Origin of the sequence: Glycomyces sp. TRM65418, assembly GCF_019710475.1 — a bacterium.
In the GTDB taxonomy this organism is placed as follows: Bacteria; Actinomycetota; Actinomycetes; order Mycobacteriales; family Micromonosporaceae; genus Glycomyces.
In genome coordinates, this window is sequence record NZ_JAJFAX010000011.1 from 1 (window position 1) to 20,165 (window position 20,165).

The 20,165-nt window shown below is 71.2% G+C and carries 19 protein-coding genes and 1 tRNA gene; 10 read left to right on the forward strand and 10 right to left on the reverse strand.

Annotated features, from left to right (window positions below; all coding sequences use genetic code 11):
* Positions 1-575, reverse strand: a 575-nt coding sequence (locus K3N28_RS19965) for a carbohydrate-binding protein (RefSeq protein ID WP_228094522.1), incomplete at its 3' end; no start/stop codon positions are given.
* A gap of 279 nt (positions 576-854) precedes the next feature.
* A complete protein-coding gene (locus K3N28_RS19970; RefSeq protein WP_228094523.1) occupies positions 855-1,613 on the reverse strand; it encodes a helix-turn-helix transcriptional regulator in 759 nt (252 codons plus the stop codon).
* Between the two features lie 75 nt (positions 1,614-1,688).
* On the opposite strand from K3N28_RS19970, the gene K3N28_RS19975 reads away from it, so the two are divergent.
* Positions 1,689-2,846: an MFS transporter gene (locus K3N28_RS19975; RefSeq protein WP_228094524.1), complete on the forward strand. Its 1,158-nt coding sequence runs from the start codon at positions 1,689-1,691 to the stop codon at positions 2,844-2,846.
* Between the two features lie 9 nt (positions 2,847-2,855).
* On the opposite strand, the gene K3N28_RS19980 is transcribed toward K3N28_RS19975, so the two are convergent.
* Positions 2,856-3,893 (reverse strand): LacI family DNA-binding transcriptional regulator, encoded by a 1,038-nt coding sequence (locus tag K3N28_RS19980; RefSeq protein ID WP_228094525.1) that lies wholly within the window; start codon positions 3,891-3,893, stop codon positions 2,856-2,858.
* 445 nt (positions 3,894-4,338) lie between these two features.
* Here K3N28_RS19980 and K3N28_RS19985 point away from each other — a divergent pair, with 445 nt between their 5' ends.
* The 6 genes from K3N28_RS19985 (at position 4,339) to K3N28_RS20010 (ending at position 9,261) form a co-directional block, all read left to right on the forward strand.
* Positions 4,339-5,157, forward strand: coding sequence for an SGNH/GDSL hydrolase family protein (locus tag K3N28_RS19985; protein ID WP_228094526.1), 819 nt, complete (start codon positions 4,339-4,341; stop codon positions 5,155-5,157).
* Positions 5,158-5,298: 141 nt separating this feature from the next.
* A complete protein-coding gene (locus K3N28_RS19990) occupies positions 5,299-6,120 on the forward strand; it encodes an SGNH/GDSL hydrolase family protein (protein ID WP_228094527.1) in 822 nt (273 codons plus the stop codon).
* Positions 6,121-6,187: 67 nt separating this feature from the next.
* The gene (locus K3N28_RS19995) at positions 6,188-6,595 is read left to right on the forward strand and encodes a YchJ family protein (protein ID WP_228094528.1); all 408 of its coding nucleotides are present in this window, start codon (positions 6,188-6,190) and stop codon (positions 6,593-6,595) included.
* 109 nt (positions 6,596-6,704) lie between these two features.
* Positions 6,705-7,298: a TetR/AcrR family transcriptional regulator gene (locus K3N28_RS20000; RefSeq protein WP_228094529.1), complete on the forward strand. Its 594-nt coding sequence runs from the start codon at positions 6,705-6,707 to the stop codon at positions 7,296-7,298.
* Positions 7,299-7,410: 112 nt separating this feature from the next.
* Positions 7,411-7,947, forward strand: coding sequence for a hypothetical protein (locus tag K3N28_RS20005; protein WP_228094530.1), 537 nt, complete (start codon positions 7,411-7,413; stop codon positions 7,945-7,947).
* Between the two features lie 303 nt (positions 7,948-8,250).
* Positions 8,251-9,261: a TerC family protein gene (locus K3N28_RS20010; RefSeq protein WP_255640298.1), complete on the forward strand. Its 1,011-nt coding sequence runs from the start codon at positions 8,251-8,253 to the stop codon at positions 9,259-9,261.
* A 37-nt stretch (positions 9,262-9,298) separates the two neighbouring features.
* On the opposite strand, the gene K3N28_RS20015 is transcribed toward K3N28_RS20010, so the two are convergent.
* Positions 9,299-10,402: a sugar MFS transporter gene (locus K3N28_RS20015; RefSeq protein WP_228094532.1), complete on the reverse strand. Its 1,104-nt coding sequence runs from the start codon at positions 10,400-10,402 to the stop codon at positions 9,299-9,301.
* A 192-nt stretch (positions 10,403-10,594) separates the two neighbouring features.
* Here K3N28_RS20015 and K3N28_RS20020 point away from each other — a divergent pair, with 192 nt between their 5' ends.
* A complete protein-coding gene (locus tag K3N28_RS20020) occupies positions 10,595-11,794 on the forward strand; it encodes an ROK family protein (protein ID WP_228094533.1) in 1,200 nt (399 codons plus the stop codon).
* Positions 11,795-11,928: 134 nt separating this feature from the next.
* The gene (locus K3N28_RS20025) at positions 11,929-12,678 is read left to right on the forward strand and encodes a hypothetical protein (protein WP_228094534.1); all 750 of its coding nucleotides are present in this window, start codon (positions 11,929-11,931) and stop codon (positions 12,676-12,678) included.
* Between the two features lie 71 nt (positions 12,679-12,749).
* Here the strand turns inward: K3N28_RS20025 and K3N28_RS20030 are convergent, their stop codons facing one another.
* From K3N28_RS20030 to K3N28_RS20055, 6 genes are all read right to left on the reverse strand, one after another.
* Positions 12,750-13,982: an MFS transporter gene (locus K3N28_RS20030; protein WP_228094535.1), complete on the reverse strand. Its 1,233-nt coding sequence runs from the start codon at positions 13,980-13,982 to the stop codon at positions 12,750-12,752.
* A gap of 209 nt (positions 13,983-14,191) precedes the next feature.
* Positions 14,192-15,919, reverse strand: coding sequence for an RICIN domain-containing protein (locus tag K3N28_RS20035; protein WP_228094536.1), 1,728 nt, complete (start codon positions 15,917-15,919; stop codon positions 14,192-14,194).
* Between the two features lie 359 nt (positions 15,920-16,278).
* A complete protein-coding gene (locus K3N28_RS20040) occupies positions 16,279-16,836 on the reverse strand; it encodes a hemerythrin domain-containing protein (protein WP_228094537.1) in 558 nt (185 codons plus the stop codon).
* A 153-nt stretch (positions 16,837-16,989) separates the two neighbouring features.
* A tRNA-Gly gene (locus tag K3N28_RS20045) sits at positions 16,990-17,060 on the reverse strand.
* Between the two features lie 41 nt (positions 17,061-17,101).
* On the reverse strand, positions 17,102-17,713 hold the full coding sequence (locus K3N28_RS20050; protein WP_228094538.1) for a hypothetical protein: 612 nt from the start codon (positions 17,711-17,713) through the stop codon (positions 17,102-17,104).
* Between the two features lie 86 nt (positions 17,714-17,799).
* Complete coding sequence (locus K3N28_RS20055; protein ID WP_228094539.1) at positions 17,800-18,468, reverse strand: ThuA domain-containing protein; 669 nt, start codon at positions 18,466-18,468, stop codon at positions 17,800-17,802.
* Positions 18,469-18,721: 253 nt separating this feature from the next.
* Here K3N28_RS20055 and tig point away from each other — a divergent pair, with 253 nt between their 5' ends.
* Positions 18,722-20,116, forward strand: coding sequence for a trigger factor (gene tig, locus K3N28_RS20060; protein ID WP_228094540.1), 1,395 nt, complete (start codon positions 18,722-18,724; stop codon positions 20,114-20,116).
* Positions 20,117-20,165: the final 49 nt, after the last annotated feature.

Here is a 20,165-nt window from a genome sequence, read left to right on the forward strand (position 1 = left end):
CTCGCAGGCACCACGGTGACGCCGCGCGTCAGCGCCTCGACCTCGTACCGGCCGTCGCCCGACTGGGGCGGGATGTCGTCGGTGACCTCGACGTAGTCGATGTTCGGCAGACCGGCGGCGGCGGTCGCGGCCAGGCGGATCGTGTTGCTGCCGGCGTTGAGCGGCACGCTGACGGTCTTGGTCGACCAGGTGTTCCACGCGCCGGTGGCGTTGAACGCGCTGGCCGAGTGCACTGTGGAGCCGTTGACGACGATGTTCGCCGGTCGGGAGTCGGTGGCGCCGTGGGCGTACCGGATCGCCACGGTGGCCGTTCCCGCGCCGGCGGCGTTCACGGTGAACTGAGCTGTGGCACCGGTCGCGTTGTCGGAGTTGCAGAACCCGCTGCCGGAATACCCGGAGTGGTTCGATTCGATCGCGCCGTCGCAGGTCGCCGGGGCGTTCTCCGCCTCGTACCTGGCGGTGGCGGCGTCGGCGTCGGTCATCGCCAGCATCGTCGCCGCGGCGGCCACCAGGCCGATCACCCCCAGTGCGGGGGCTCGGAGGCGTTTCGCCCGTAGAGAGGTTGCCGTGTTCATGTTCGCTCCATGTCAGCTGTGTGAGGGAGCTCCCGCGTGCGACGGCGTCGGCGCCGCATGCCGGGAAGCCGCGCGAGGCCGTCGCGAAGGGAGTCAGGATGTGGTGCTTTTCGGGTCGCGTCCGGAGACGCGCGGCGGCACGGGGGAGAGGCGGGCGGTCGGCGCGGCGTGCCGGGTCACCGCGGTCGACCGGCTTCGGAGATATCGAAATATCGAATTGAATCGATATAATGACGAGTCCTCAGGATAGCCGGTGAGCGCTTGCTCCGCAATGGGGGCCTACATGCGAAGGTCCGGCTCCCGCCGCAGGTACTCGCCCGGCGTCACCCCGAACGAGTCGCGGAACGCGCCGATGAACGCGCTCGGGCTCGCGTACCCGCAGGCCCCCGCGATACGCGTGACCTGGTGTCCTTCCGCCAGCAGCACCAGCGCGTGGTGCAGCCGGAACTGCCCGCGCCACTGCGCGAACGTCATCCCCGCGTGCTCCCGGAAGAGCCGGCTCAAGGTCCGCTCCGAAGCCCCCACGGCCGCCCCGAGCTGCGCCAGCGTGCGCCGATCGGCCGGATCGTCCTCCAGCAGCGCCACCACCTCGCGCAGCCGCGGGTCCGGCAGCGCCGGCAGGAACCGCTGCGGCGCCTCCACCTGGCGCAGCAGGTCGAGCACGACCTGCTCCAGGCGCCTGCGCGTCCCCGCCTCCAGCGCCGCGTCGTCCGTCAGGCACGTGACGGCCTCCCGCAGCAGCGGCGTGAACGCCAGCACCGACGGATGGTCGATGTACGGCCCCGGCCCGTCGGTCGCGAACAGGATCGCCCGCATCTCGGTCGTCCCGCACGCGCGATGCGCATGTTCGGTCCCGGCGGGGATCCACACCCCCTGCGACGGCGGCACCACCCACACACCGGAGGCCGTGAACACCCGCAGCACCCCGCGCCGCGGGTAGATCAGCTGGTGGCCGTCGTGCCGGTGCCGCCCGATCCGCTCCAGGTGCGAGAGCATCCGGATCGGCGAGCTCGGAATCACTTGGCCGTCAATCGACATAACTCGGCAGAATACCGTTAGCCGGAGCCCCGAGCCACTCGGAATCCTTGGACACCACGGACAAGGAGCACCGACATGACCCACACCGCCGCCCCGCCCGCCCCCGTGCGGCAGCCCTCCCCGCTGCGCCGCATGTGGCTGTGGGGCACCGCCCACGCCGTCGACGACATGTACCAGGGGCTCGTGCCCGCGTGCGTGCCGTACTTCGTGCTCGACCGCGGCTACGGCTACGTCGCCGCCACGGGCCTCACCCTCGCCGCCGCGCTCGGCAGCTCGATCCCGCAGCCGTTCATCGGCGTCGCCGTCGACCGCCGCCGCCTCGACTGGTTCGCCCCCGCGGGCGTCGCCCTCGCGGGCATCGGTCTCGGGCTCGCGGGCCTCGCCGGGCCGTACCCGCTGGTCCTCGCGCTGATCTTCCTCTCAGGACTCGGCGTCGCCATGTTCCACCCCGCCGCCGGCAAGGGCGCCCGCGAGGCCGCCGGGGACAGCGCCGCCGCGATGAGCGTCTTCGCCGCCGGCGGCAGCGTCGGCTTCTTCCTCGCCCCGGTCCTCGCCACCCCGGCCCTCATGGCGATGGGCGTCGGCGCCACGGCGCTGTTCATCCCGCCCGCGGTGCTCATCGCATTCGTCATGCTGCGCACGCACACCCGTTCCACCGCCGCCCCGCCGAAGCCCCGCACCGGCGCCGACCGCTGGGGTCCCTTCGCGGTCCTCACCGCGATCGAAGTCGTCCGCTCGATCCTGTGGGTCGGCGTCATCACCTTCATCGAGCTCTACTGGATCCGGCACCTCGGCGCGGGACACGCGGTCGCGGGGATCGCGCTGGCCGGTTTCATGCTCGGGTCCGTGATCGGGACGCTCCTCGGCGGACGCCTCGCCGACCGCTTCGGGGCCGTGCGCACCACCCGGATCGGCGGGGTCCTCATCATCCCGCTGCTCGTCCTGCTGCGCGTCGTCCCCGGCGAGTACGTCCCGCTCGTCCTCGCGCTCGCCGTGGGCATCGCGATCAACATCCCGTTCGCGGTCCTGGTGAAGCTCGCCCAGGACTACCTGCCGACCCGGCCCGGCACCGCCGCGGGCGTCACCCTCGGCCTGGCGATGAGCGCGGGCGGCCTGTTCGCCCCCGCGTTCGGGTTGATCGCCGAACGGCACGGTCCTGAAGGCGTGTTCACGGTGCTCTGCGCCGTGCCGCTGGCCGCGGTGGTGCTGGGGGCCTTCCTGAAGCGGCCTTGAGCCGGGCGGTCATCGCCGCGGCGGCGCGGTCGACTCCCGGACGACGAGGCTCGTCGCGAGCTGCACGTGGTGCGAGTCGGGGACCTTGCCCGCCGCCAGGTCGAGCAGCGTGCGGACGGCGACCCGGCCCATCTGCCGCAGCGGCTGCTTGACGGTGGTGAGCGGCGGCTCGACCCACATCGCGTTGTAGGTGTCGTCGAAGCCGACCACGCTGAGGTCCCCGGGGACCTCCAGACCCCGCTGCCGCGCGGTCCTGATGACGCCCACCGCGATGGCGTCGCTCGCGGCGAAGACCGCGGTCGGCGGGTCGGCCAGGTCGAGCATCGTCGCGGTGAGCGCCGCGCCCGTCTCGGCGGTGAACCGGCCCGATCCAGTCAGCGCCGGGTCCAGCTCGATCCCCGCCGATTCGAGCGCCTCCCGGTATCCGTGCAGGCGCTCGCGCGCGGGCAGTGACTGCGACGGCCCGCCCGCGAAGCCGATCCTGGTGTGCCCCAGGTCGAGCAGGTGCCGCGTGGCCTGGACGCCGCCGGCCCAGTTGGTCGCCCCGAGGCTGGTGACGCGCTCGTCGAGCGGGTTCGCCGGGTCGATGACCACCAGCGGCAGGCCCAGCTGCTCGCACGCGTCCATCTCCTCGCTGGTGAGCTGCGCGGTGACCACGACCAGTCCCGCGGCCCCCTGCGCGTGGATCTCCTTGACGCGGTCGGCCCCGAGCGGGTCGTACTGCCCCGAGTTCTCGGACTCCAGGGAGCTGGTGACCACCTCGACGCCCAGTTCGCGGCCGCCGCTGATGAGTCCATCGAGGACGTACACGGCGTACATGTTGAGGATCGTGTCGAAGACGACGTGGACGGACTGGGGCGCAGGCGTTTCGCGAGGCCCGGTGGTCGGCACGTACCCGAGTTCGGCGATGGCTTCGCGGACGAGCCGCCGGGTCTCCTCGGCCACGCCGGGGCGCCCGTTGAGCACCTTGGAGGCGGTGGCCTTCGAGACGCCCGCGCGCTCGGCCACTTCGGTCAGCGTCGCGCGGTGGCGGTCCGGCTTGCTCATCTGCTTCACCTCTCGGTCAGGGGTGGCATCATTCTAACCAGAGTCAGGAAACAGTTTCAATCCGCGCCGCCGATATTCGTTCACGCTCCGGGTCTCATGGGGATCATCGTCTTGACCTGCTCGTGACGGCAGGGATCAGTTCGAAACTCCATGAAACAACAGAGAAAATCTTTCTACTGCCGTGGGTCGCTCCTCCCGCTCGTCGGGTGTTCGCCCCCGGCGGGCCCCGAGCGACCGCCCCCGATCGCCGGGCACAGCGAACCGCGGCCGATGATCGGACGACGCCCTGGCGAACAGTAGCCGAACGACCGATCGTCACGCACCGCTCCCATTGTGACACAAGGGACTTGCCTGCCTATAATGACGCGGTCCTCCGGCGGGCGGACCGATGATGCTCCCACCGGAGCGGACCGTCCGCGGGCCCTGTCGACAACAAGGAGACCCTGTGTCCCTCAAGGAAGGCAAGACGCGCCGCGTCCTCGCCCGCGTGGCCGCCGTCGCCGCGGCCGCCGGCCTCGGCGTCACCGCCCTGGCCGGTTCCGCCTCGGCCGACATCACGATCCAGCAGTACGTGGCGCTCGGCGACTCCTACGCCTCCGGCGTCGGCGCCGGCGACTACCTCGCCGACGACGGCTGCTACCGCTCCGCCAACGCCTACCCGCGCGAGGCCGCCGCGGCGCTCGGCGAGCGCCTCTGGTTCGAGGCCTGTTCGGGCGCACGGGTCGAAGACGTGATCGCGAACCAGCTCGACCACCTCTACCGGGTCAACACCGAGCACGTCACCATCGGCGTCGGCGGCAACGACGCCGGGTTCTCGTCGGTCCTCGGCGCCTGCGCCGGGACCGACACCGCCCTGTGCGAGGCCGCGATCGCCAACGCGCGCGACATCATCACCACCTCGCTCCCGGACGAGCTGGACGACCTCTACACCCGAGTGAGGAACCGCGCCTTCTCCGCCGAGATCGTCGTCGTCGGCAACCCGCGCCTGTTCAACGAGACCAGCTGCTCGGGCACCCTGGCGATCACCCCCGCCGAGCAGGCGCTCCTGAACGACACCGCCGACCTCCTCGCCGAGACCACCGCGGCGGTCGCCGCCGACCACGGCTTCGACTTCGCCGACCCGCGTGAGGCCTTCACCGGTCACGAGGTCTGCTCCGCCGACCCGTGGATCCTCGGCTACGTCGGGACCCTGGAGTCCTTCCACCCGAACGCCGCCGGGCAGGCCGCCTACGCCGACGTCGTCATTCCCCACCTCGACTACTAGGCCGTCACCGAACCCGGCCCGCGTGAGCACCCCTCACGCGGGCCGGTTCCGTTCCCCGCGAATTGGACGGCCCCGCATACAATGCCGTGACCCTCTGGGGACGGGCCTCCCGGGCCGGTCCCCGCCACGACAAGGAGACCTATGTCCGCACACACCCGCAAACGCGGCGTCGTCGTCCGCGCCCTCGCGGCCGCCGCGGCCGCCGGCATCGGCGCCGCGATGCTCGCCGGACCCGCCTCGGCCGGTCCCACCACCTGGCAACCGCAGTACGTGGCCCTCGGCGACTCGTACGTCTCGGGCGTCGGCGCCGGCGACTACCTCGCCGACGACGGCTGCTACCGCTCCGCCAACGCCTACCCGGTGCTCGCCGCCGAGGCGGTCGGCGCGAAGCTCTCGTTCGACGCGTGCTCCGGCGCTCGCGTCGAGGACGTGGTCGCGAACCAGCTCGACAACCTGTCCTGGCGCACGCGCGAGGTCACGATCGGCGTCGGCGGCAACGACGCCGGGTTCTCGTCGGTCCTCGGCGCCTGCGCCGGGACCGACACCGCCCTGTGCGAAGGGGCGATCGCGAACGCGCAGGCGGTCATCACCGACTCGCTCCCGGCCGAACTCGACGACCTCTACACGCAGGTCGAGGACCGGGCGTGGTTCGCCGACGTCACCGTCGTCGGCAACCCGCGCCTGTTCAACGAGACCAGCTGCTCCGGCACCCTGGCGATCACGCCCGCGGAGCAGGCGCTGCTGAACGAGACGGCCGACCTCCTCGCGGAGACGACCGCCGAGGTCGCCGCGGACCACGGCTTCGACTTCGCCGACGTCCGCGACGCCTTCGTGGGCCACGAGGTCTGCTCCTCGGACCCGTGGATCCTCGGTTACGTCGGCACACTGGAGTCGTTCCACGCGAACGCCGCCGGTTACGCCGCCTACGCCGAGGTCGTCACCCCCTACCTCGAACGCTGCTAGTTCGGATCGCACCGGCCCGCGGGGGACACCCTGCGGGCCGGTTTCGCGTCTCCGGGACAATCCCGGCATGTCCAGACGCTCACGCAAGGCCCGCGCGACGACCTGCCCATGCGGCTCCGGCGCCGCCTTCACCGCGTGCTGCGGTCCCCTCCACGCCGGGACCGCGAAAGCCGCCACCGCCGAAACCCTGATGCGCTCGCGCTACAGCGCCTTCGCGCTCGGCGACGAGGCCCACCTCCTGCGCACCTGGCATCCGGCGACTCGCCCGGACCGGCTCGACCTCGACGGCGACCGCACCTGGACCGGTCTGGAGATCCTCGAGACCACCGGCGGCTCCCCCCTCCACACCCAGGGCACCGTCCGCTTCCGCGCGAGTTACACCGACGGCGACGGGCCCGGCGCCCAGACCGAGGACAGCGCGTTCGAACGCGTCGGCGCCGACTGGTACTACGTCGACGCGCTCGACTTCGCATGAACGCGACCCTTCACCCAGCGCAAATCATCGAATACTTGTCGATTCATTGACACGTGTCTAACCTCGTCAGGTGAGTCTCGAGCCACCGACACCCGCCAAAGACCGCCGGGTGCGACGAACCCGCGCCGCCCTGCTGAGCGCCGCTGTGACGCTCGTCAGCGCGCGCGGCACCGCGAACGTCCCGGTCTCCGACATCGCCGACGCCGCCGGAGTGAGCCGCCAGCTCGTATACCTCCACTTCGGCGACCGCGACAGCCTCCTGCTGGAGGCCGCCCTCGACCTCACCCGGCGCGAACTCGCCGAACCCTGGAAGCAGGCCCCCGCGAACGCCGCGGTCCGGGACCACGCGCTGGCGGTCGCCCGCCACTTCGCCGACCACCGCGACTTCTACCGCGCGATGTTCAACAGCGCCAGCGCCTTCGCGCTCAGCCGGGCCGTCAGCCGCCTGCTCTCCCCGCTGCGCCGCCACTCCCTTGAGGCCCGCTTCGGGGAGCTGCTGTCGCCGCGGCTCGCCGAGGACCTGGGAGCGTTCATCAACGGCGGCAGCGCCGCGCTCGTCCACGCCTGGGTCACCGAGACGGACGGACCGCTCGACCCCGAGGCGATGGCCGATCGCCTCCTGGCCGTGGGCCAGGTCCTGAGGGCGGCCCTCGAAGCGCTGGAACGCCCGGCCGACATCCCGACGCAGCCCACCGGCGACTGACGACGGCTCCACGCCGCCGGGCGGCACCGGCCCATGGCCGTCCGAGCTGTGTTCACCGGCCACTCCCGCCGCATCGGTACGATGAGGAGCGAGGGCACATGTAGGAGCGCAGATGGACGAAGCCGGACTCAAGTCGATCGCCATGCTCCTGCGCCAGCGCAACGAGATCGACGCCCGCATCGCCGACATCGTCGGCAGGCCCGTCGCCCACGGCCACCTCTCCGACTGGATCGCCGCGCAGATCTTCGACATCGAGCTCGAACCGGCCGCCAACAGGGCGATCGACGGCTGGTTCCGCAGCGGACCGCTCGCCGGGCGGACGGTCAACATCAAGCACTACACCCGCAATGAGGGCCTGCTCGACATGAGCGACACCGACGACCTCGACTACTACCTCGTCATGACCGGCCCGCGCCGCGGCGCCGCCCGATCCGGCGGCCACCGGCCCTGGACCATCGACCACGTCCACCTCTTCGACGCCCTGGCCCTGGCGGACACCCTCCGCAACTCCATGCGCCGCATCGGCGTCGCCACCAGCGTCCGCGCCGAGTACTGGAAGGCCGCCGAGATCCACCCCGATCCCGTGCAGCCGCTCCTGCGGCTCACCGCCGGTCAGATCGCGGCCCTCGACGGATTCAGGTCCGCATAGCCGCGAAGCGCGGGGTTCCCGTGGGAGCGTTCGGGAGCCTATGATGAATGCGCGCAATACAGGGAGCTATGGAGCATTCGCCCATGCGCGTCTTCAGCCGACTCCTCGCCGCTCGCGCCATGCTCGCCCGCCTCGTGACCGGTTCGCCGATTCGCCTTGCGCCCGGACCCGGCCGTGCTTTGGTCGAGGTCTCGCTTTGAGGGGGAGTCGTGACTGACGGAAACGGAGCCCGTTAGTATGCGGAGCAACTGAGGGTGATGTCAGCCCTGCAGTCTCGGTGATGGCAATCTGACGGAGGAAGCGTTGCTGGATATCACTCCACTCACATGGGCCGTGACCATCGGTCTCATCGTCGTGCTGCTCGCGGTGGACCTGTTCATGTCGGCGATCCGCCCGCACCACGTCGGGTTCAAGGAGGCCACCGCCTGGTCCGTGTTCTACATCGCCGTGGCGATCGTGTTCGGCATCTGGTTCGGCATGCAGTACGGGAACACGGCCGGAACCGAGTACTTCGCGGGCTACATCATCGAGAAGAGCCTGTCGGTCGACAACCTCTTCGTCTTCGTCATCATCATGAGCACGTTCGCGGTGCCGGACTTCCACCAGCACAAGGTCCTCACCTTCGGCATCGTGCTCGCGCTCATCATGCGCGCGATCTTCATCGCCCTCGGCGCGGCGCTCATCAGCACCTTCTCGTTCATGTTCCTGGTCTTCGGGCTGCTGCTCGTCTACACGGCGATCCAGCTGTTCCGCCACCGCAACGAGGACCCCGACATCGAGTCGAACGTCATGGTGCGCGGCGCGCGGCGCTTCCTGCCCGTCAGCGCCGACTACATCGGCGGGCGGCTCTTCGCGAAGGAGGGCGGCCGCCGCGTCGTCACCCCGCTGTTCATCGTCCTCATCGCCATCGGCAGCGTCGACCTGCTGTTCGCGCTCGACTCGATCCCCGCGGTCTTCGGCGTCACCCAGGAGGCGTACATCGTCTTCACCGCCAACGCCTTCGCGCTCCTGGGCCTGCGCGCCCTGTTCTTCCTCGTGAAGGGTCTGCTCGACCGGCTCGTGTACCTCTCCGCCGGTCTCGCGATCATCCTGCTGTTCATCGGCTTCAAGCTGCTCCTGCACTGGGCCCACGTCGACATCGACACCTCGATCCCCGAGATCCCGACGCCGCTCAGCCTCGGCGTGGTCATCGGCGTCCTCATCGTGGTCACGGTCGCGAGTCTCATCAAGACCCGCGTCAGCCCGGAGGCGAAGGCTCACGCCGGGGCGCTCACGGCCACCAAGTCCAAGCAGAAGGACGAGACGCCGCAGTAACCGCAGCGAGGCCCCGGAATCCTCCGGGGCCTCCGCGCTATCGGCGGCGCGCCAAGAGCAGGAGCACCAGGATCAGCGGGATCGGCAGCAGGAACGCCTCCCGCAGCCCGATCTGCGTGTCCAGCCAGCCGAGCGCGGCGGGCGCCGACAGGATCGCCGTGCCCGACGCGAGCGACCCGATCGACGCCGAATGCCGGTCGGACAGGTTGGGGACCGACACGAGCCGTCCCAGCATGATCGGGTACAGCGGCGCGATGCCCACGCTCGCGACCACGATCCCCGCGGTCACCGCGGACGCGTCCTGCCCCAGATAGACGATCGCCGTCCCGGCCATCGTCAGGCCCCCCGCCGCCTGCACCGCCCACGGCCGGTCCACGAACCGCGGCCCGACCAATCGGCCCACCGCCATGCCGACGCCGAAGCCGGCGCCCAGCGCCGACGCCGTCCCGAGCGGCACCCCCGTGTCGACCAGCCTCGCGACGCCCCACACCACGAAGCAGAACTCGCACGCCACGCTCAGCACGATCCCGAGCCAGCCCACCGTCGCCGGTCCGACCGGGATCCGGATCCGCACCGCCGGGCCGTCTCCCGGGCCGCGCACCGTGCGGTGCACGACCGCCGCCAGCAGCACCGGAACCGGCAGGAGGATCGCCCACCGACCCGGCATGCCCAGCGTCTCCAACGCCCCGAACGCCAGCGGCGCGCACACCCCCGAGGCGCTCGCGACCCCGACCGCCACCACGATCCGCTTCGCCGCCCCGGGCCCGCGCAGCAGCGACGGCGTCGCGAGCGCGATCGCCGCGCAGCCCAGGCCGACCAGGATCGATCCGGTTCCGGCCGGCGCCAGGTGCGGCGACAGCGCCATGCCGACCGCGCCGAGGGCGATCATGGCGCACGCGGCGCGCAGCACCCGGCCCGCGCCCGTGCGAAGGACCGCGGGGCCCGTGACCGCCGTGAGGACCAGGCCCGCGCCGAACGTCATGGTGAGCCAGACCAGTTCGCCGCGCGGCCGGTCGAGCTCGACCGAGATGCCCGCGAGGTACGGCCCGAAGCTCGCCACGAGGTAGCCGAGGCCGGCCTGCGCGAGGCCGACCACCCGGAGCACGCCGCGATCCGTGGTCTCCTGCGTCTCAACGGCCATCGGGCACCCGGCGGCTCTCCGTCGTCATGCCCGCGAACCGACCGGGATCGGCGAGTCGGACGTCCGCGTCGGAATCGACCGATGTGCCGTCCGTGTCCGGTAGGACGGCTTCGGGGTTGCTGTAGCTTCGCATGAAGCCCTCCGGGGTAGAAATAAACTCGTAAGCCGAGGATAATTCGTGGAGGACTCCGCTTGCAACCTGAAACCCCTGCTTCGCCCGACGACTCGACCGACCGGCCCGCGAAGGTCGGCCGGGCCGAGGCCGCCCGCTGGAGCGGCGCCCTCGACCTGCTGAAACTCGTACGCGCCCGTCCCGGCATCACGCGCGCCGAAGCCGCCCGCGCCCTGCACGTCGGCAGCGGCACCGCCACCGAGATCTCCGCCCGGCTCCGCGCCCTCGACCTGATCGCCGAACGCCCAGCGCCGCCGTCCGGGCGCGGCCGGCCGACTTCCACCCTGCACGCCCATCCGGACGGCCCCCTGGCCGCCGTGGTCGACCTCCGGCACGCGGACTGGCGCGTGGCCGTCGCCGACCTTGAAGGCTCCCTTGCGGACACGGCCACCGGACGGCACGCTGCGAAGGCTCCCGAGCGGGTGTTCGCCGACATCCGGGAGGCCGTGCGCGCGCTGGCCGAGCGGCACGGCGGCCGAGTGCGGGCCGTCTCGATCGCCACGGCGGGCACGGTCCGGCGCAGCACGATCGTCCAGGCGAGCGTCCTGGGCTGGCGCGACGTCGAGGTCGAACCGCTGCTTCCCGGTGTGCCGCAGGCCCTCGGCAACGACGCGACCTTGGCCGGCCTGGCCGAAGCCCGCCTCTCGCATCCGGGGAAGACCGTCCTGTACCTGACGATCGAAGTCGGCATCGGCGGGATCTTCGTCGACGAGGGACGAGCGGTCACCGGCGCGACCGGCGCGGGCGGCGAGTTCGGGCACCTGCCCTTCGGCGACTTGGCCGTTCCCTGCCCCTGCGGTGCGCGCGGCTGCTGGGACGTGGCCGTGGACGGCCGCGCGGCGGCGCGTCTGCTCGGCGAACCGGAACCGGAGGACCCGCGCACCTATCTCATGGAGGCGCTCGTCGACCCCGACGCGCGAGCGGCCGTCGAGGAGTGCGCCGAAGTCCTCGGCCGCGGTGCCGCAGGCATGGTCAACGCCCTCGACCCTGAGGTGGTCTCCCTCGGGGGACTCGCACCGGAACTGCGCCGCGCAGCGCCCGCGTCCTTTGCGGAGGCGTTCGGAACGGGCCTGATGGGGTTCCACCGAGAATCGCCGCCGCCGCTGCTGGCCTCGGCGCTCGGCCCGGACGCGCCGCTGCTCGGCGCGGCCGAGGCCGCGTTCGACATGATCCTGACCGAGAACGGCGTCGCCGCTTGGACTGAGGAGCGCGTCTCTTAGAAGGAACGGCTGCCTGCCCGCGCCGCTTCCATTGCGGCGGTCGAGAACACGACCAGCGGCCCCTTCGCGGTCGAGCGGGGGCGGCTCGAAGACTGTCCTCAAAGCAGTGACGGACGCGAGTACCGTCGGTGAGTATGACCGAAGCCGCTCCCATGTCCTTCGAAGAGTTCACCCGCGAGGCTCGGGCCGACCCCGCCGTCGTCGGGCTCGTCCTCATCGGCTCCCAGGCCCACGACGGCCTCGTCACCGAACATTCGGACCACGACCTCTGGGTGGTCCTCGCCGACGGCGCCACCAGCGACCTGCAACGCCTCCACGGCCACCGGGACGCCCAGCTCGACCTGGTGGTGATCTCGCTGAGCCAGTTCAGGGCCGCCGGCATGCCCGGGTTCGCCCGGTACGCCGTGGCGCGCGGCCGGGTCGTCCTCGACCGGCTCGACGGCGAGATCGCCGCGATCATCGCCGCCAAGCAGCGTCTGGGGGAGCAGGAGGCGCACGACCTCGCCGCCGGACGCCTCGACGATTACGTGAACCTGCTGTACCGGTCGCTGAAGAACCACCGCGACGGCCACCGGCTCGCGTCCCGGCTCGACGCGGCCGACAGCCTCGGGAGCGCGCTCGACCTGCTGTTCGCGATGGACCGGCGACCGCGCCCCTACAACAAGTACCTGGAGTGGGAACTCGCCGAGTACCCGCTGCCGGGCTGGGACACCGAGGCGCTGCTGGAGACCGTCGGCGCCGTCGTCGCCACCGGCGACCCGGTGCCCCAGCGCCGCCTGTTCGCGCAGATCGAGGCGAAGGCCCGCGCCTTCGGCATCGGTTCCGTTCTCGACGCTTGGGGCGAGGACTTGGCGCCCTTGCACCCCGCAACGGCCGAGGAGTGACCGTCCCGGAGCACCGAGCGGCGGCGCCCGCTGTTCGACCTGCGTTGCGACCCTGGCGAAGAGCGGGACGGTCAGGCCGAGGCGGACTCACGCGCTCGCCGCGCCGGGTCGTACGCCGGCACCCATTTGGCGAGCCAGGCCGCGCCGACCCAGGTGATCAGACCGAGTGCGACGGCCGCGGCGGCCAGCGGGAACGCCAGGGCCACCAGGCTGATGAGGCCCGGACCGGCGACGCTGCCGAGGTCGCCGCACAGGCGCCAGCCGCCGAGGAACTGGCGGCGTCCGTCCGCCGGGGCGACGTCGGCCCCGAGCGTGAGCACGATCCCCGAGGAGATCCCGTTGCCCAGCCCCATGAAGCAGGCGACCAGGCCGATGGCGACGGCCGTGCCCGACAGCGGCAGCAGGAGGAACCCGGCGCCCATCACGAGCATCGCGGGCAGGGCCACCCACATCCGCCCGAAGCGGTCCATGATCGCGCCGCCCGGGTAGAACAGCAGCATGTCGCAGGCGGCCGCGACACCGAAGATGAGGCTCGTGGTGGTGGCGTCGAGGCCTTGGAACTCCGCCCAGAGCGGGATGATCGCCTGTCGGGAGGCGCGGGCGATCATGATGAGGAAGACGCCGACGCCGAGGGTGTACAGGACGTTCCGATGCTCGGCCAGTACCGTCCACATGCTCCGGCGCTGCGGCGGCTCGGCCGCGGCCGCTGCGGCGGCGGAGGGCAGCTCGGGCAGGGCCAGGCACAGCAGCCCTCCAGTGAGGCTGGTGGCCGCAGCGAACACGTAGGTCGCTCCGAACGAGTGCTGCTCGATGAGGAGCGCGCCCGCGAACGGGCCGATGAACGAGCCGATCCGGAAGGTCCCGCCGAGCGTCGACAGCGCCCGGGCCCGGAAGCCGATCGCGACGGCTTCGGAGAGGTACGCGTGGCGGGCCAGCCCGAACACCGCGGAGGACAGCCCCATCGCGAACACCGCGGTGGCCAGCACCGCGAGCGAGCCGGTGCGCGAGGCGGTGAGGAGCGCGGCCGCCTCGAGGAGGCACGCGGCGAGCAGGACCCGCTTCTCGCCGAACCGCTGCGCGAGCGCCCCCGCGGGCAGGTCGCCGACGAGCTGCCCGAAGCCCATGAGTCCCACGATGATCGCGGCCTGCGTGACGGTCGCGCCGAGGTCGAGGGCGGAGAGGGCGATGAGCGGGACGACCGCGCCCATGCCGATCGAGATGAGGATGGTCGGCCCGTAGATCGGCAGTGCCAGCCGCCGCAGGCTGATCGAAGGCGGCTGGGTCGTCGAAGGAGGGCCGGACACGCTCGCGAACGTATCAAGGGCCGCCGATGAGCACTCGCATCGCGGGAGCGGCCTTGTGACGCATTCGGGCCGGGGCGCGTCGGCGTCCCGGCCTTCGGCCTCAGTCGGGCGTGCACGTCACCGCCGCACCGAGCGCCCCGTGCCGTCCGGCAGCGTCCAGTCGAAGTCCGCCGCCCCCGTGGTGCGGGGGACGGCGGACTCCTCATCCGTCAGACACGGAGCCACTGCTGGTTGTTCCTGCCGTGGCAGGCGTAGACCTGCACGGGTGCGCCGTTGGAGGAGCTGTAGACGTCGAGACAGGCGTTGGTGTACTGGGCGTTGCGGATCGTCCCGTCGGACCCGAACGTCCATTTCTGGTTGTCGCCGCCGTGGCAGGCGTAGATCTGCACCTGGGTGCCGTTGCTCCCCGAGTAGGTGTCGAGGCACTTGCCCCGGACCCGCAGTTCGCGGTCGGCGGTGTAGGTGAACTGCTGGCTGGGGTCTTCGGCGCAGGTGTAGAGCTGGACCTTGGTCCCGTCGGCGGTGTTGCCGTTGGGCAGGTTGACGCACTTGCCGGTGGAGACGCTCTGGAGCAGGTCCGTGGATCCGGTCGGCGGGGGCGTGGTCGTCGGCGGGTCGGTCGTCGGCTCGGTGGGAGTCTCGGTCTCACCGGGGCCGCCGGTCAGCGTCGGCGTCGTCCAGCTCCGCCACTGCGAGAGGTTCCCGGACTTGTTCGGGTGGGCGTTGATCGTCCCGGGCGGATTCCCGTTGTCGTGGAGGAACGCCTGGATGCTCTGGCGCAGCGGGGTCTGCCACTCGCTCCTCGTGGCGCAGTGGGTGCCGTTGGAGGTGTTCGACAGATAGGAGATGTTGCTGCCCGCGCCGAGGGCCTTGTAGATCTCCGCGCCGCCGAGGGCCGCCACGTGGCCCGATCGCGCGCCGAGCCATTCGACGTGCGGGTTCTCCATGATGAACAGGCCGCGGGGGGCGATCATCCCGACGATCTGGTGGGTGTCGACCGGCAGCCCGTTCGGGTTGCCCGTGTACGAGTTGAACGCGTCGCCCAGCCACGGCTGCTCGCCGTAGGCGCTGCTGAGGCCCTGCGAACCGCTCTCCTGCGCGATCGAGCGCATGGCGGGGACGCCGCCGGTGCCCGACTCGATCGGCATCGTCAGGTCGACGCGCTGGTCGAAGGCCCCGGCCACGAACGCGCCCTTGCCGTATCGCGAGCACCCGGTGACGCCGGTGGAGTTGTTCAGGATGTCGCCGCCGGACCGCTCGATGACGTCGATGAGGCGGCTGACGCCCCACGCCTGGGCCATGAGGATGCCGGTGCTGCTCGACGCGCCGTACAGGCTGTAGAACGCGCCCTGCTTGTTGTTCCGCGAGGTGCCCTCGGCCCCGACCGTGCCGGGGTCGTAGTTGATCACCGCGGTGCCGGTGGACAGGATGGTGTCGGTGTCGGCGCCGAAGCCGCCGTAGACGATCACGGCCGGGAACGGGCCGCTGCCGCTGGGGAGCTGCACCGTGGCCGAGAAGCTGGTGCTGCGGCCCTGGTCCGAGACGTTCACGGTGATCCGCGACGAGGTCACCGTGCCGGTGACGCTGGAGGGCGGGGCGGGCTTGTCGCCGTAGATCGTGCGCTCGGCGAGCTCCTTGATCTCGGCACGGCGGCACTCCCACTGGCTTCTCGTGGTGATGCGGGTGCCGTCGATCCTGGTGAAGGGATCGGGCAGCCGCGAGTTCGAGGCCCAGGTGCCGGGGATCTGGACGTTGCAGTTCGCTCCGTCGAACTCCGCTGACGCCTGCACCTGCGCCTCGGCGCCCATCCGCGGAGCGAGGGCGACGGCGACGGCGATGGCGAAGCACGCGAGCGTGACGAGGGCGAATCTGAATCGGGAGCGCCCGCGGAGGCGGGCGGGGTCGGGTGCGAGACGGGGTCCGTTCGATGGTGACATGGCTGCTTCCTTGTGTGACCAGAGGCGACAGTCCAACATCGACGGTGAGGGAGGCGACGGCTCAGGGGAGCGGGCCGGCGTCAATGGTGAGACCACTCGTTCCGAAACTTCCAGTAAAACTTTCGCAACGGTCTCAACAGGGTACATCGACATACTTCGATTCGCAACGGCCGGTGGGAAACGTCCTCCGACGAGTCCGGCCGCAGCGGCCGGGCGGGCATGCCGTCGCCGTGTGCGCCCTCGCCGCGCGTCCGGCGGCGTGTCCGCAGTGGAGCACCGGCGCGGTCCCGAGACCGAACGACAGAGCGGCGGGGCCCCGAAGGGCCCCGCCGCTCCCGGCGTTCGGACGACCGTGTCGGTCAGAGGGAGGCCCTGGCCTTCAGCTCCTTCTCGAGCTCCGCCTTGTCCATGGTCGAGGCTCCGGCCAGGCCCATGTTGTGGGCCTGCCACTGCAGCTCCTCCTTGGTGGCCTCGCCCGGCATCTCGCCGAGGTGCCGCGTGCGGCTCTCGACGAACGCCTTCCCCAGCTGCATGCGCCGCTGCTCGTCGAAGGCCTCCTTGAGGTCGGGGAGCACCTTCGACTCCTCCTCCTCGACGTGGTGGGAGATGGCCTCTTCGAGTTCGGTCAGCAGCTGCCCGTACTGGTCCGACTCCGGGTCGGCCTCGACGAGCCGCTTGAGCATCTGCTCGGCCTTGGCGTGCTCCTCCTGGCTGTGCGCCACGTCTTCGACGTCGCCCGCCTCGTCCTTCGCGGCCGGGTACACCTCGGCCTCCTCGGCCCGGCTGTGCGCGACCAGCAGCGCCGCCAGCACGGGCGTGAGGAGCGGACGCGTCTCGGGGGAGTTCTTCAGCTGGTCGAACAGCCGTTCGACCTCGCGGTGGTCCTGCATGATCAATTCCACGACATCGGCGCTCATGAGTGTTCTCCTCGCATCGGGTCGCCCCCCGTCGGGCGAGCCCCACGGAGATACCCTCCCGCGACGATTTTCATGCACCTGCGGGTCCCGCGCCGTACGCTCCGCACCGGACGCGACGAAAGCCCCCGGCCGCCGGCCGAGGGCTTCTCCTAGAGCGGGTGACGGGAATCGAACCCGCGCAATCAGTTTGGAAGACTGAGACTCTACCATTGAGCTACACCCGCGCGGTCCGCGTGAGCGGACGCAGACGAGTGTAGCGCATCGATCAGAAGTCGGCGGCAAGGACCGTTCTGAGGCTGTCCGGCGACGCGAACGTGTGGACCTGCCAGCCGCGCGACGCGGCCCGGGCGGTGTTCTCGCGGTCGTCGTCGATGAAGAGCAGGTCCCGCGGGGCCGCGTCGACGGCCGATCGCAGCCGGCGTTCCACCTCGGCGAACGCCGCCTCCTCCGGTTTGCGGACCCGCAGGCGGCACGCGAAGTAGCGGTGGCGGAACCACCGGGCCGCCTCGGGGAAGCGCTCGTCGAAGCCGTCGGCGAACAGCGGGCCGTTGTTCGAGAAGACCGCCAGCGGCAGGCCGTTCCCCGTGAGCGCGTCCAGGACCTCCCGGTTCAGGCGGAACGCCGAGGTCCACAGCCCGATGAGCTCGTCGAGGCCCCCGTCGAAGCCCGTGAGCCGCTCGACCTCGTCGCGGATCTCGGCGGCGGTGAACTCGCCCGCCTCGCATCGCGTCTCGAACCCGGACGCGAACAAGCGCCGGTCCAGTTCCTCCGGAGCCAGCCCCGTCCGGGTCGACAGCAGGTCGAGGCGGCGGGCCGGGTCGAAGTCGAACAGGACCGAGCCCAGGTCGGTGACGAGGACGCGCGCCGCGATGGCCATGGACCGCCTCCCGGGGTTCGGATGCCTGAGCCCTCCAGCCTACGAGTCCCGATCGAGGCGGGCGGCGGGGCGTTGGGGAGGCGTCCTCATTCGGCGGGGAGGACGCTGAGCAGGCCGCCCCTGAGGTGCGCGAGGAACACCGGGTCGGCGTAGGCCTCCTCGGCGTGGCCCAGCGCGGTGTAGAAGCACCGGCCCGCTTCGAGCCGGCGGTGCCAGGCGATCGGGTGCGGGCGGCCCATCGCGAGGTCGGCGGTGTCGTAGGTGCTCTCGTCGGCCTCCAGGAGGACCTCGACGCCCTCGGGGCGTGCGTCGAAGCTGTACCACTCGTCCGTCCACGACCAGCGCTTCGGCAGGTGCGCGGTGGACGGGTGCGCCGCGTCCTTGACGTCGATCTCCCCGGGCGTGCAGCCCGGCGGGTGGCCGATGAAGCGGGCGCCCACGAGTTCGCGGAAGAACGGCCAGGAGCGCTCCGCGGTCGAGGCCGCGTGGATCCCGCACCAGCCGCCGCCGCCCGTCACGTAGTCGGCGAGTGCGGCGCGTTCGAGTTCGCCCAGGACGTCGCCGGAGGGGGAGAGCCAGACGACGGCCGCGAACCGGGCGAGGTCGACCGGGTTGTGGACCGCCGCGTCCTCGGTGTGCTCGGACTCGTACCCGAGGTCGGCCGCCAGGCGCTCGACGGCCGCGGCGCCGGCGGGGATCGAATCGTGCCGGAAACCGGTCGTCTTGGTGAAGACGAGTATGGCGGGGGTGGGCATAGCGGCTCCTCGGAGAACGATTGCTCGGCGTAGTCTAGGCGATCCGGGCGCTGTCCGGACGGCCCGGTCGCGCTCCCCGCAGCGGGTGACGAGCGGCGATATCGACCACACCCGCCGGGGCCGCCCTGGTGCGGCGGCCTAGACTCGTTCGGAGCGGGGGTCGATGCTGCGCTGCCGGCGGACCGATGCAGACGGGCGGCCCACCGCGCCCGACGTAAGGCAATCAAGCGAAATCTGATCTAGGAGTACGTCTGTGAAGAGCACTGTCGAGACCCTGAGCCCGACCAGGGTGCGGCTGTCGGTCGAGGTGCCGTTCGAGGAGCTGGCGCCGTTCATCAACGAGGCGTACAAGACCGTCGGGCAGCAGATCCGCGTCCCCGGGTTCCGCCCCGGCAAGGCGCCCCGCCAGGTGATCGACCAGCGTGTCGGCCGCGAGTCGGTCTTCGCGCAGGCGATGGACCCCGCGGTGCAGGCCAACCTGAACAAGGCCGTCACCGAGAACGACGTGAACGCGCTGGGCCGCCCGGAGCTGACCGAGGTCAAGCCGATCGAAGAGGGCAAGCCGTTCGAGTTCGTGGTCGAGACCGACGTGACCCCCGCGTTCGAGCTCCCCGACTTCTCCTCGCTGAAGGTCACCGTCGAGGCCGGCGACGTCACCGAGGAGGACGTGGACAAGGACCTGGAGTCGCAGCGTCTGCGCTTCTCGTCGCTGAAGACCGTCGAGCGCGCCGCGGCCGAGGGCGACTTCGTCGTGCTCGACCTGCGCGCCACCCAGAACGGCGAAGAGGTCGAGGGCGGCTCCGTCACCGGCATGAGCCACGAGGTCGGCTCCGGCAACCTGCTCGACGGCCTGGACGAGGCCCTCATCGGCATGTCCGCCGGCGACGAGAAGACCATCCAGTCCACCCTCGCGGGTGAGCAGGAAGGCCAGACCGCCGACGTCGAGGTCAAGGTCACCCAGGTCAAGGAGCGCGAGCTTCCCGAGCTGGACGACGACTTCGCCGAGATGGCCAGCCAGTTCGACACCCTCGCGGAGCTGCGCGAGGCCACCCGCGAGCGCCTGGAGACCCAGGGCCGCACCGGCAAGGCCAACGAGGCCCGCGCCAAGACCCTCGAGGCCCTCCTCGAGGCCGTCGACCTGCCGCTGCCGGAGAAGACCGTCGAGGCCGAGATCGAGCACACCCGCGGCCACCTTCAGGAGCAGGTCGTGCAGCTCGCCGGCAGCTTCGAGGAGTACCTCACCGCGGTCGGCAAGACCCCCGAGGAGTTCGACGCCGAGCTGCGGAACGACGTCGAGTCGAACCTGAGCCAGTCGATCATCCTCGGCCGCATCGCCACCGAGCGCGAGCTCGAGGTCTCGGGCGAGCTCATGACCGCCGAGGTCGTGCGCCAGGCCCAGCAGCGCGGCGTCCCGCAGGACCAGTTCCAGAAGTTCGTGGACGAGCTGCGCACGAACGGCGGCCTCCAGCAGATCGCCGTCTCGCTGCGCCAGCAGCTGGCCCTCGAAGAGGTCGTCAAGGAGGCCTCGATCGTGGACGCCTCCGGCAAGGAGCTCACCGAAGAGGACCTCTTCCCGGGCCGCAAGGCCGCCGAGGCCGACGGCGACGCCGTGGTCGACGCCGACTCGGAGGAGAAGACCGAGGAGTGATCCTCGAACGGACGTACCGGGGGCCCACCGCGCACGCGGTGGGCCCCCG

What these genes read in the sequence shown, in the direction of transcription:
- K3N28_RS20025 (WP_228094534.1), top strand. Translation starts at nt 11,929, where the DNA reads ATGACCGAAGCCGCTCCCATGTCCTTCGAAGAGTTCACCCGCGAGGCT.
- K3N28_RS20005 (WP_228094530.1), top strand. Translation starts at nt 7,411, where the DNA reads ATGGACGAAGCCGGACTCAAGTCGATCGCCATGCTCCTGCGCCAGCGC.
- K3N28_RS20040 (WP_228094537.1), bottom strand. Translation starts at nt 16,836, where the DNA reads ATGAGCGCCGATGTCGTGGAATTGATCATGCAGGACCACCGCGAGGTC.
- K3N28_RS20050 (WP_228094538.1), bottom strand. Translation starts at nt 17,713, where the DNA reads ATGGCCATCGCGGCGCGCGTCCTCGTCACCGACCTGGGCTCGGTCCTG.
- K3N28_RS19995 (WP_228094528.1), top strand. Translation starts at nt 6,188, where the DNA reads ATGTCCAGACGCTCACGCAAGGCCCGCGCGACGACCTGCCCATGCGGC.
- K3N28_RS19980 (WP_228094525.1), bottom strand. Translation starts at nt 3,893, where the DNA reads ATGAGCAAGCCGGACCGCCACCGCGCGACGCTGACCGAAGTGGCCGAG.
- K3N28_RS20035 (WP_228094536.1), bottom strand. Translation starts at nt 15,919, where the DNA reads ATGTCACCATCGAACGGACCCCGTCTCGCACCCGACCCCGCCCGCCTC.
- K3N28_RS19970 (WP_228094523.1), bottom strand. Translation starts at nt 1,613, where the DNA reads ATGTCGATTGACGGCCAAGTGATTCCGAGCTCGCCGATCCGGATGCTC.
- K3N28_RS19990 (WP_228094527.1), top strand. Translation starts at nt 5,299, where the DNA reads ATGTCCGCACACACCCGCAAACGCGGCGTCGTCGTCCGCGCCCTCGCG.
- K3N28_RS20015 (WP_228094532.1), bottom strand. Translation starts at nt 10,402, where the DNA reads ATGGCCGTTGAGACGCAGGAGACCACGGATCGCGGCGTGCTCCGGGTG.
- K3N28_RS20055 (WP_228094539.1), bottom strand. Translation starts at nt 18,468, where the DNA reads ATGCCCACCCCCGCCATACTCGTCTTCACCAAGACGACCGGTTTCCGG.
- K3N28_RS19975 (WP_228094524.1), top strand. Translation starts at nt 1,689, where the DNA reads ATGACCCACACCGCCGCCCCGCCCGCCCCCGTGCGGCAGCCCTCCCCG.